Raw genomic sequence first — 11,320 nt, forward strand, 5'->3', positions numbered from 1 at the left:
CGAAAATGGAAAGAAACGCAGCAATGGCCCTTCCGGCTCCCATTGGTTTTGTCGGCCTCGGCTCGATGGGCGAACCGATGGCCCTCAACCTTGCAAAAGCGGGAACGCACCTGCTGGTCTGGAATCGGACGCCGGCGAAGAGCCGGATCTTGGCCGAGGCAGGCACGCAGATCGCGGCAACGAGCAATGATGTCTTCGCGCAATGCGAGATCGTCATCCTCATGCTGGCCACCGAAGCGGTGATCGACACGGTCCTTTGCCGTGGCACGCCGAAATTCGCGCAACTGGTCGCGGGGCGCACTTTGGTCAACATGGCGACGGTGCCACCCGACTATGCGAAGGCCCTCGGCGGCGACATCCGCGCTGCCGGCGGCGCCTATGTGGAGGCGCCGGTCTCCGGCTCGCGCAAACCGGCGGAGGCGGGCCAACTCGTGGCGATGCTCGCCGGCGAGGCCGATGAGATCGCAGCGATCCGGCCGCTGCTCGCGCCGATGTGCCGGGAAACCTTTGTCTGCGGCGCGGTGCCGGGCGCGCTGATGATGAAACTGGCGGTCAATCTGTTTCTTATCACCATGGTCACCGGGCTCGCCGAGGCGGCACATTTTGCGCAGCAACAGGGGCTTAACCTCGACCTCTTCATGTCGGTTCTGAACGCTGGACCGATGGCGAGCGATGTCTCGCGCGTCAAGCTCGCCAAGCTCGTCACGCGGGATTTCGCCCGGCAGGCCTCGATCGACGACGTGTTGAAGAATAATCGCTTTGTTGTCGAAGCGGCGCACCGCGCCGGGATCGCCTCGCCGCTGATCGATGCGTGCTACAGGCTCTATGGGAGAACGCAATCGCTCGGGTTTGGCGAGGAGGACATGGCCGCCGTCATCCGCGCCTTCGAAGACCTGACTGACGGTCAAACGCTGGGGCGGGACTAGGCTTCACATCTCCCGCCCGTCTTCGACGAAGGCTTGCAGCCGCATCAGCGCCTCCTCCCATTGCCGCGATACCTCGTCGAGATATTGGCGCGCGTCGGCAATAGTCTCAGTTTGCAACGCGAACCGGCTCTCCCGCCCCTCGCGGATCGAGCGCACGAGGCCGGCATTCTCCAGCACGCGCAGGTGTTTGGTCATCGCCTGCCGGGTCCGGTCGGTGCCTTCGGTCAGCCGGGTGATCGAGAGTGGCTCGCTCCGACTCAGCCTATTGATCACCGACAGGCGGACGGGATCGCCCAGCGCGGCAAACACATCGGCATGGTTGAGCGCGCCCATGTCAGGCCTCAAGGTATTTGGCGATGTTCTCCATCTGGATGGCCCAACCGCCCTCGTTCATGCGGAACGCCTCGGCGCGCCGGTCGGGGGGCAATTTGTCGAAACCCGATTCAACCACGCGCAGCAATGTGCCCCTGGCCGACTTTTCAAGGGTGAACTCGACCAACGTCGGCACTTCGGCGGAATAATCCTTGGCCGGGTCGACCGCGTAAGGATGCCAATGAAACGAGAAATGGGCCTCCGGCTCGATGGCGCGCACCTTCACCTCAAAGCGCAGGTGCTCGTAGCCGGGATAGGTGATGTTTCCGGACGTCGCCTGCCCGGCGACGAAGGGACCGTCGAGCCGCACCCGGAACCAGGCACCGAATTCTCTATAATCGGTCAAGGCGCGCCAGACCCGGGATTGAGGCGCGGCAAGGTCGATTTGCGTTTCGATCGAATTGGACATAAGCAACCTCCTGGTTGCGCGTCTCTATAGGCTGGACATATGATATACGCAACCAAAAAGTTGCGTTTCGAAGTATCGCGCCTCCCCCCCGCGGAGTTGTGGCGGACATTCGCCCTAGGCGGCATCATTGATGATAAAGAGCGTCGAGACCTCATGCGACCAAAATCCACACCAGGTTGACACAAAATACAATCAATAAGACAATGCCATTGCTTCGGAATGCGCAAGCCCCCTCCCTGTCCGCCTATGTTCCGGGGCCATTACTTAAGCCCTTTTCTTTAGGGAGGCATCAGCGTCCCTCATAACCCTTTTTTCGCTCGGCGACGATGCCACCAATGGGTTTGATGTCAGCATTGAGCGCCTGAGCACGCAGAAAAGTTTGACACCCCGCGCATCTGTGATAGTGTTAACATTGTGGTCAGTTTGTGTCTACTGTCGAAGCCGCCTTCTTCAAAAATGCGGAAGCAGTCTGAACCGCGAAGAACGCTAATTTAATCTGTTTGGAGTTAACTCCCTGAAAAATGGGGGCACCTATGAACGATTTGGATATTCTGAGCAATTTGGATATTCAGGTTTTACGGGTCTTCGCGGCGCTGTTACACGCGCAGCCGCGAACGGTCGACTTGGGCGTCGAGCAAACCCATAGGATCAAGCCGAGCCGCGTTGACCCGAACTTCGATGACGCCTTCAAAAAATCCTCGGCGACACTCACCTGTCTTTATCAGCACGGTTTGATTTCCGGAAAACTCCAGGGACCACGCAATGAGGGTGGTGCAGTGATCCTGGGCGGGCATCTCACGACGCGCGCCTACGCCGTCACGCTGCGGCGCTATCGAGGAACGCCTCACACCCTTGGCGATGCCATTCGGGCTTCTGTGGCCTCGGGTAATGAAGGGGACATGTTCGAAGTCGGCAGAATGCTCGTCGATGCGCTGTGATCAGCGCTGCGAAATGCGGCTAGCCAACCATGAGTCGGCTGGGCTTCTCCCGCTTCCGCCTACCACGTCCCGCTTCATCTTACCTTGGACGACAAATTTTCCTCCTCATTTTCTTTAGACGCTGTCGGCATTTGAGCTTCGCCGATGGCCTTTTTTTGCCCCGCTTTCAACACCGCAAAGACGCATTCAAACCACATTGTTGACACAATTAGGCGACCGTGCCATATTGTGTGCGTCTTGGAATACAAGACTATTCTCCGTGCGTCATTCCGAACTGCGAGGCATTTCTTGTAACCCTTTTCCTGACGAACCCCGGGGGTCGCCAGTTTCAGCCGACTGGTGACCCCTTTTTCTTTTTAACGCAGACTTAAGCACCCACTTACACACTATATTGACACACAACATCAGCAATAGCGTGGTGAGGCCGGCTTGGAATGTATGGCTTCCCCAAAGCACTATGTTCCCCAGTCAACAGAACACTTCACTTCCTTTTCTTTTGGGAGAGTCGTCAGCTTAAGCTCGCTGATGACCCATTTTCTTTTGGCGCGACCCGCGCCTTCCGCCGCCTACCGCGCCCCCACCGCCCGCCTGAGGATGCCTCGCGCTGGTCCGCACAGTCGCGCGATGGGAACCGGATCAAGGCAGTCGCATTTGAAAATGGTGCGATCCAAAGTTGGCAACCCGCGCTAGCCCGTCGAAGCTAGGTTGAAACGAGGTGATCCTTGAGAATTCTGGTTGGCGAAACCCGATTGCCGACCACCCGGGCCACGTCGAACCGCTCCAATGTCAGCCCAGACTTCCGTGTAAGATCTTGAATAGTAACATATATTCTCTCTATCAGTTCGCTCCCAAAAATGGTTCATGTGCTTACCAATCGGTCTCGCACGGGTCCCACCGCCAGCCTTGGAAAAGACTCGTGCGCCGCCCAGATTTGCTCCCTTGCGCCAATGACCTGTCCTTGACGTCTCCAACCGGACAGTGTGCCCACCGCTTGACACTCATCGAGCCCGCACCCGTCCTCTGACTCAGGCATTTGTCATTTCCGGGCAAAAGGTGTGTTCACAATATGTTCCTTTTCCAAATTTGTCAAATTCTTCGCCTCTTCGACTCTGGGCGACCGGATTTGAAAATCCAGTGCGAGCTCGGGTGGCGAGGCCATAAAGAGACCGATTTCTCATTTGGAGGGAGATCTCGAGCAGAATCGAAAGTGCCCCCAATTTGCCGATTTCGTCCATTCTGCCTTCCGGTTGTGCCGGAATCGTCAACACGTCCAAATGCGACTGCCTTGGGAAACGGATGCAGACGGCCTATGACCCCTATCAGAAACTCTTGAGCGCCAAGAACTGGACCTCGGCGGCGAGACCCCGAAGATTGCATCCGCGAGATCACCCTTGAGCAACTCAAGGCAGAATGTCCGGCCCTCGGTCAGGCAATCGAGATGATCCCGCAGCGGGCGGCAATAGCTAAGGCGGCCCAAACCGAGGCGCTGTCAACCAATTCCTCAATCAGCATCCGTGACAGGCACCAAAGCAAGTCGATAACAGCGACACAGCCCAGCACCAGCCAAACGACAACGCCCAGGCGGAGACGATCTCCCTGCCGCATCCGCTCGCCGAAGGTTATGCAACCCAGGCATGCAGCATCCCTGAAGTGTGATATACTTCACAAACGTATTATACTCAGCGGTGTGAAGATGCTCACGGAATGCCTAAAGGTCCCCCTAAAACCGCGGAGCATTCCATTCATGGCTGAGCCTCGCTCGGGGCTGCCAGGAGGGGTCATCGGGCTTGCACCGATGACCCCTTTTTTTCTGAGCTGTCTCACCGCAAGCGTTAGCTGCACAAGGCGCAGCCCTAACCCTAGCCAGTACGAGCTTTTGCCAACCCCTTGGATTGAGCTCCGTTCCCCGTCATTACTCTTGAAAATAATCGGGCAATGGCAACAATCTCGACGTGGATGAGGCCTTCATCCCTATGGTGACTCTCGTATTATGGCGCTTGCGGTTTGACGGGGGGATCAGATGGGGAAAAGGCCAGCCCATATTCTGTCTTTGATGCTCGTGGCGGCGGACCTCATCGTCGAGATCGGGCTTGGAAGTTGTTCTCCCACACGTGCCCAAAGCGCTGTTCAGATCGCAGCCGGTTCCGCGCCACCGGAATGTTCTGCAGAGTTTCAGCCCCTCGTGCAGCGCCGGCTAGACATGGTCAACGCGCTTTCTGCGCTGCGGCAGCCGGGCACAGACGATATCGAAGCAGGGGCGGCCTGCGTTCTTATCCGCCAGTTGGCGGCGATTGACGGTGAGCTGGCCCGTTTTACTACGGCAAATCGGAGAAAGTGCGCGGTCCCCCGGTCCCTCCTCGATCAAGCTAAGGCCATGCAGACTCTCGACCGCGAATTGGGCCAGCAGGCTTGCGCAAAGGCCGGTTCTGCGACCGGAGAGCCGGCCCCGTCATTTTGATAACATCGTCTTTGGCATGAGATGGTTCGGCATTTCATCAATCCGCACCAAAGCGAATCGCCGAGGCGCCCTCGCCTATCCTTCCACACATTGCCGCACCGCTGCTTTGGTGCACGGCGTGATGTATCAAGGTGTAGCCGAAAAACCCAGGCTATTGATTTTATTGAATATTTTTCGGCGCGAAAACGATGGCTGGGAAACCTGGATTCGAACCAAGATTAACGGAGTCAGAGTCCGCTGTTCTACCATTGAACTATTTCCCACCAGACCGCAGGCCATGCCTTGAACGGTGGCGTCCGCATCGGTGACGTACAGCGATGTGGAGGCGCTTCATATGACAGGTAACGCGGTTTTGGCAAGCCCTTTTCGTATGAGCCGGCGGCCGCATATGAGCGATCGCGGACTTGCACCGATGTCTCGCCTTGCGCGCTGTCCAGAAAAATCTGTGCGCCGCTGCTGCGGCATAGCGCGTCCTTGCCGATTCTTATGGCAAGATCACACTTGCTGCCTGCTGGCACCGCCCAAAGCGGGCTGGCAGCCCTACTCGGTCTCTCCGGGCAGGTCTTCCGGGATTTGAGGATCCTATATCCATGACCGACTTCTTTACCTCTTACTTTGCCGATAATAACGCATGGCTGATCAAGTTTGCCGTCGTCATCGTCGCCATTCTGATTTTCTTTCGCTTCAGCGGCATGGTCCGCTACATCTCGAACGACCGGATCGGCATTTTGGAAAAGCTCTGGAGCTTTCGCGGCTCGCTGCGCTCCGGCTTCATCGCGCTGCGTGGCGAAGCAGGCTTCCAACCCGACATCGTGCGTGGCGGTCTGCACGTCTTCTTCCCGTTCCAATACCGCATACATCGCGCCGCTTTGGTGACGATCCCGCAAGGCCAGATCGCCTATGTGTTCGCCCGCGACGGCGGCGCGCTGCCTCCCACGCAAACCCTAGCCTCGAACGAAACCGCGCAAAACTTTCAGGATGTACGCGCCTTTCTGTCGACCGGCGGCCAGAAAGGACCGCAACGCAAAATTCTGCGTGAAGGAACCTATGCGCTCAACCTCGCGCAATTCATCGTCATCACGGCGGAAACCACGCACGCAATCAGCCTGTCACGCAGTGAATCCGAAATGTTTTCGAAAATGTCGGAAACGATTGCTGCCCGCAACGGTTTCCGAGCCGTGGTGATCAAGGATGCGGAGGACACGATCGGCATCGTCACCGTCCATGACGGGCCGGCGCTGCCGGAAGGCGAAATCATCGCGCCCGCCGTCGGCAACGAGGCGCGGAGCGCCAATTTTCACAATAATTTCCAGGACCCGGAAGCGTTTTTTAAAGCGGGCGGCTTCCGCGGAAGGCAACATCAAGTGCTGGTCGAAGGCAGCTATTATATCAATCGCCTGTTCGCGACCGTGGAACTCGTGCCGAAGACCGTCATCGAGGTGGGGACGGTCGGCGTCGTCGTCTCCTATACGGGCAAGGTGGGGATCGATGTGTCGGGCGACAATTACCGGCACGGCGAACTTGTGGAACCAGGTCAACGCGGCGTCTGGGATCGCCCGCTGCTGCCCGGCAAATACGCGTTCAATACGTATGCCGGTAAAATCATCTCGGTCCCGACGACCAATTTCGTCCTGAAGTGGCAAAGCGCCGAGGCCGGCGCCCATCGTCTCGACGAGAATTTGGCGGAGGTCAGTTTGATTACCCGCGATGCGTTCGAGCCACTGCTGCCGCTCTCGGTCGTCGTGCATATCGATTATCTCAAGGCGCCACTGGTCGTTCAGCGGTTCGGCGACATCAAGAAACTGGTAGAACAGACACTCGATCCGATGGTGTCGGCCTATTTCAAAAACATCGGCCAAACCAAAACGCTGATTCAGCTCTTGCAGGAGCGCAACGAGATCCAAAAGGTCGCCGGCGAGGATATGCGCGCCAAATTCGCCGCCTATAGCCTCGAAATGCAAGAAGTTCTGATCGGCACGCCGCGTGCCGACACGGGCCAGGCTGGCATCGAGCAGATCCTGACCCAATTGCGCGACCGCCAGGTCGCGGTCGAAAAAGTGGAAACGTACCGGCTGCAGGAAATCGCCGCGACGCAGGAACGCACCTTGCGCGAAAAGCAGGCGATGGCCGAGCAGCAGGCACAGATCACCGCTTCGGCGCTCGCCATTCAAGTGCGCGAAAACGAAGGCAAGGCCCAGCTCGCGCAGACCCGCCAGCAATCCGAAAGCATCCAGGTGACCGCCCAGGCCAATGCGGCGCGGGCGCGGCTCGAAGGCCAAGGCGAGGGCGACCGGATTCGCGCCGTCGGTCTGGCGGATGCAGAGAAGATCCGCGCCATCGGCCTTGCGCAGGCCGAAGCCACCGACAAGCAGGTGCAGGCCTATGGCGGGCCGCAGTACCAACTCAACAGCCAGGTGCTGCTGCGCTTCGCCGAAGCGATCGAGAACGGCAAGCTCCCCGTCGTCCCGAACATTATGGTGGGCGGCGGCTCGGGCGGCGCGAGCGGCAGTCTGGTCGAGATGATGCTGGCCATGCTCGTTGCCGACCGGACCGGCCAGCCAAACCCGAACCGTGACCGGCCCGGTGCGTAACGCTGGCTCGGCAGCTTGCGAATTTGGTCATCCACACTTGTGCATCACCCTGACCTGAAGATGCGCTGTTCCAATCGCCCACGCATGCCTATAGTGACAGGATGATCTATCTTGTCGCCGCCTTTTTGGCATGGGTCGCGTGGACGACCGCCAAGGGGTATCTGCGCCTCCATCCGGAGGTGGCGCAGCAAATTCGCAGCAATCTATGGGGTCTCGCGACTCTCGTCCTGGCTGCGTTTCTCACCGTGCGCGGCCATGTGGATCTAGGAATTGTGCTCGGGTTATTGGCTCTCGCTAGCTTTTCTGACCGCGATCTGTGGCACAATTTAAAGGATAATGTGAACAGCTGGCTGTCCGGCGGGGGTGCGGCAAACGATCCGCGAGCGGACGCGCGGCGCGAAGGTGCGCCGCGGCGAAATCTCGATCCCGGTGCGATGACCGAAGAGGAGGCCTACCAGCTTCTTGGCCTTGCGAAGGGGGCGAGTGCGGAAGAAATCGCCCGAGCGCACCGGACGTTGATGAAGAAGGCTCATCCAGATCGAGGGGGCACCACCTACTGGGCGGCTCGTCTCAATCAAGCTCGACAAGTCCTGATGGATCGTCATCGCTAAACCTCGCCTCGTCACTTATCGCAATCAGTTTTTGGTCGGCATGCAAGCCATGCCCGACCGCTTCAAAACTCTGCACGCTGATTCGGCTGCGTCGGAGTCTAAGACCGCGAAGCGCGCGCGATAGAGGGTTTCGCCACCCTTCTGCACTTTCTCTGTGTAAGCCTGCGCTGACGCGAGCGCCCCGCGGCTGGAGGACTTCGCGCGCGTCAGCAATTCTTGCGCCTTGCTCACGTCATCCGTTGCACCGACTTGGATCAACCAGCCGGCGTGGCCAGCCGGATGAACCTCGGGTTTTACCGGCGGCTCGGCGGCGGCCGTCTTGACCGGAGCCTTTTCTTCCACCGCTTTCGTCGTCACCGGCTTGCCGGCCGGTCCCTGAACCCAGCGCATATTGGTCGTGGTCGCGCCCGTCACGCTTGCGGCGACCGGACGCGTCGTCGTCGAACCATCGGCGACGAGACGTTTGCGCGGCTGGATGGAGCCGGTGGTTTCGCTCTTGTCATCGACTTGCGCGACGCGGGGCGTTCCGGAAATGACGGCTGGACGCGGGCGCGCAGCAGGCGCCGCGGGCACAGCCTTCACCATCGGCAGCGGCGCCGGCATTTCGTCGTCCGGCTCCTCCGTGTCGTCGTTCGCAGCAATCTTGGCCGGCGGCACGAGGTGAGCGGCCGGGCGAACGACGTCGCCATCGTCGCCATTGTTGTCGGCTACCACCGGCACGGTGCGGGACGTGGCCGTGTTGTCGATATTCGCCTCGATCAGATTATCCATGATCTCGTCACGCCCACGCGCGGTGTGGCCGCCGAGCACGGCTGCGACCAGGAAGTGACCGTCCCTGTGGACCGAGGTCAGAAGGTTGAAGCCAGAGGCATTGGTATAGCCAGTCTTGATCCCGTCCATGCCCTCGACCCGGTCGAGCAGATGGTTGTGGTTGCGCAGAACCTGACCGTCATAGGCAAAGGAATGGGTCGAGAAATAATGGTAATATTGCGGGAAATGATCCTGCAGCGCGCGTGCCAGAATGGTCAGATCGCGCGCGGTGGTGATCTGTTCGTTATTTGGAAGGCCAGAGGCATTGGCGTAATGCGTCCGGCTCATGCCGAGCGCATGGGCCTTCTTGGTCATCATTTCGGCAAAGCTGCTTTCATCGCCGGCAATGTTCTCGGCAATGGCTACGGCAATATCATTGCAGGATTTCGTCACGACCGCCTTGATCGCGTCTTCGACCGTGATCGTATCGCCGGGCTGGAGCCCCAATTTCGACGGCGCCTGCGCGGCCGCATGCGCCGAAATATGCAGGGACGTGTCGAGGCGGAAGCGGCCTTTCTCGATCTGCTCGAACAGAAGATAGAGCGTCATGACTTTCGTGATCGACGCCGGATGGCGAAGCTCGTCGGCATTGGTCGCGTGCAGCACGCGGCCCGTATTGCCGTCGATGACCATATCGGCGTAAGGCGGCTCATAGCCACCGCCCCCGCCGCTGCTGTGATGATGGTGACGGAACCGGCGCGCCTCGGCGCTGGACATAACCAAATTCGGTAAAGCGAGGGTCAGCAGCGTGGCGCCCAGCACCTGCGCAAGCCTCTTTCTGCCTTTTGTTCCCGTGCACTGCCGCCCATATGAGACGCGCTCGGACATACTCGATTCCCCGTAACTTCTTGCCCAGACACCGGAATTGGCGACCATCATCACCAAAACGTCACAGGTGGAGAATCTATGGGAATGAGGTTACGAGGCCGTTAACTGCAGACATGTTTCAGCCATTATTGAAACAAATTGCTGCAATGCAAAATTCGCCTTGACTTATTTTTGTGCAGCGCACATATTGTCGCCATCAGCGGCTGGCAAACGACGAGACCGCGCCCCACGCCACCACGGCACTCGAGAGGATCAAGCCCATGTTCACCTCCATCGAAGACTTCCAGAAATTCAGCAAAGACAACGTCGCCAACACCCAGGCGGCTGTGACCACCTTCGCCAAGGGTTTCCAGCAGATCGCTGCTGAAACGACCGAATATTCCAAGAAGTCGATCGAAGCCGGTTCGGCCGCTTTCGAAAAGCTCCTCGGCGCCAAGACGCTCGAGTCCGCGATCCAGATCCAGCAGGACTATGCCAAGACCGCTTACGAAGGTTTCGTCGCCCAGGCGACCAAGATCGGCGAACTCTATCAGGGCCTCGTCAAGGACGCATTCAAGCCGGTCGAAGCGGCTGTTGCCAAGGCCAGCGGCAAGTAATTTTAAGGTTTCCGGCTTCGCCGGAATGTTGCGTAACGAGTAAATTGCGTTTCAAACGGCCCGGCTTCTGCCGGGCCGTTTTGCTTTACCCGGTTGATAGACGATCGTGCAACGGCGCGACGCGGAGTCGATTTTCGCGATCGCACATTGATTTTGCTGCGCGAGCTCCCAAGTATCTCAAACACTCGGCGCTGCGGCTCGGCCTTTGCCCAAAAGGCTAAGGGCTCTACGCGGGCTAACTTCACCTTCCTCTGGCGAAATGCCTAAATCGCTCCTAAATTATCATGTATGTTGAAGACACGATCCGACTCGTGGCCTTCTTTCCAGGAGACCCACCGTGAGCATCTGGCCTGCTGCGCCACAATATCCCTCGAGCGAGCTGTCTGGCCCCGTGCCATTGTACGCAGCCAAGGAGCCGCGCAAGGACGGGCCGGGCGACGTCGGCCATGGCACGGCGGTCATCACGCGAACCAAGACTCAGACCAAAAAGCCCAGCATGTACAGGGTTTTGCTGCTGAATGACGACTACACACCAATGGAATTCGTCATCCACATCTTGCAAAAATTCTTTAACAAGCAGGCCGAAGAAGCGGCACGAATTATGCTTCACGTACACAATCAGGGTGTCGGCGAGTGCGGGGTTTTCACCTACGAAGTCGCCGAAACCAAAGTGACGCAAGTCATGGATTTCTCCCGTAAGCACCAGCATCCGCTGCAGTGCATTATGGAAAAGAAATAGAGGTTCGGCATCCGAGCTAATTGTCCCGCTAAATTGTTCAAG

Annotated in this window: 9 protein-coding genes and 1 tRNA gene; 6 read left to right on the plus strand and 4 right to left on the minus strand. The window is 58.6% G+C overall.

Annotated elements, in window-relative coordinates; all coding sequences use genetic code 11:
- The first annotated feature begins 23 nt into the window (after positions 1-23).
- Positions 24-926, plus strand: coding sequence for an NAD(P)-dependent oxidoreductase (locus V9T28_RS10650; protein ID WP_116398940.1), 903 nt, complete (start codon positions 24-26; stop codon positions 924-926).
- Positions 927-929: 3 nt separating this feature from the next.
- On the opposite strand, the gene V9T28_RS10655 is transcribed toward V9T28_RS10650, so the two are convergent.
- Both V9T28_RS10655 and V9T28_RS10660 read right to left on the minus strand, forming a co-directional pair.
- Complete coding sequence (locus V9T28_RS10655) at positions 930-1,259, minus strand: ArsR/SmtB family transcription factor (RefSeq protein WP_116398941.1); 330 nt, start codon at positions 1,257-1,259, stop codon at positions 930-932.
- Between the two features lies 1 nt (position 1,260).
- Entirely contained in the window at positions 1,261-1,707 is a 447-nt protein-coding gene (locus V9T28_RS10660) for an SRPBCC family protein (RefSeq protein ID WP_116398942.1), read from the minus strand.
- Between the two features lie 533 nt (positions 1,708-2,240).
- Here V9T28_RS10660 and V9T28_RS10665 point away from each other — a divergent pair.
- On the plus strand, positions 2,241-2,645 hold the full coding sequence (locus V9T28_RS10665) for a hypothetical protein (protein WP_116398943.1): 405 nt from the start codon (positions 2,241-2,243) through the stop codon (positions 2,643-2,645).
- A gap of 2,647 nt (positions 2,646-5,292) precedes the next feature.
- Here the strand turns inward: V9T28_RS10665 and V9T28_RS10670 are convergent.
- A tRNA-Gln gene (locus tag V9T28_RS10670) sits at positions 5,293-5,366 on the minus strand.
- A gap of 327 nt (positions 5,367-5,693) precedes the next feature.
- Between V9T28_RS10670 and V9T28_RS10675 the strand changes: the two genes are divergently transcribed.
- Positions 5,694-7,694 (plus strand): SPFH domain-containing protein, encoded by a 2,001-nt coding sequence (locus V9T28_RS10675; protein WP_116398946.1) that lies wholly within the window; start codon positions 5,694-5,696, stop codon positions 7,692-7,694.
- A gap of 101 nt (positions 7,695-7,795) precedes the next feature.
- The gene (locus V9T28_RS23370; protein WP_116398947.1) at positions 7,796-8,305 is read left to right on the plus strand and encodes a J domain-containing protein; all 510 of its coding nucleotides are present in this window, start codon (positions 7,796-7,798) and stop codon (positions 8,303-8,305) included.
- Positions 8,306-8,329: 24 nt separating this feature from the next.
- Here V9T28_RS23370 and V9T28_RS10685 read toward each other — a convergent pair whose 3' ends face one another.
- Positions 8,330-9,832 carry a serine hydrolase gene (locus V9T28_RS10685; RefSeq protein WP_245423865.1) on the minus strand — a complete coding sequence of 501 codons (1,503 nt, stop codon included), beginning with the start codon at positions 9,830-9,832 and terminating at the stop codon, positions 8,330-8,332.
- 371 nt (positions 9,833-10,203) lie between these two features.
- On the opposite strand from V9T28_RS10685, the gene V9T28_RS10690 reads away from it, so the two are divergent.
- Both V9T28_RS10690 and clpS read left to right on the plus strand, forming a co-directional pair.
- Entirely contained in the window at positions 10,204-10,539 is a 336-nt protein-coding gene (locus tag V9T28_RS10690) for a phasin family protein (RefSeq protein WP_116398949.1), read from the plus strand.
- Positions 10,540-10,882: 343 nt separating this feature from the next.
- A complete protein-coding gene (clpS, locus tag V9T28_RS10695; RefSeq protein ID WP_445242167.1) occupies positions 10,883-11,278 on the plus strand; it encodes an ATP-dependent Clp protease adapter ClpS in 396 nt (131 codons plus the stop codon).
- Positions 11,279-11,320 lie beyond the last annotated feature (42 nt).

Source organism: Methylovirgula sp. 4M-Z18 (assembly GCF_037890675.1).
In the GTDB taxonomy this organism is placed as follows: Bacteria; Pseudomonadota; Alphaproteobacteria; order Rhizobiales; family Beijerinckiaceae; genus 4M-Z18.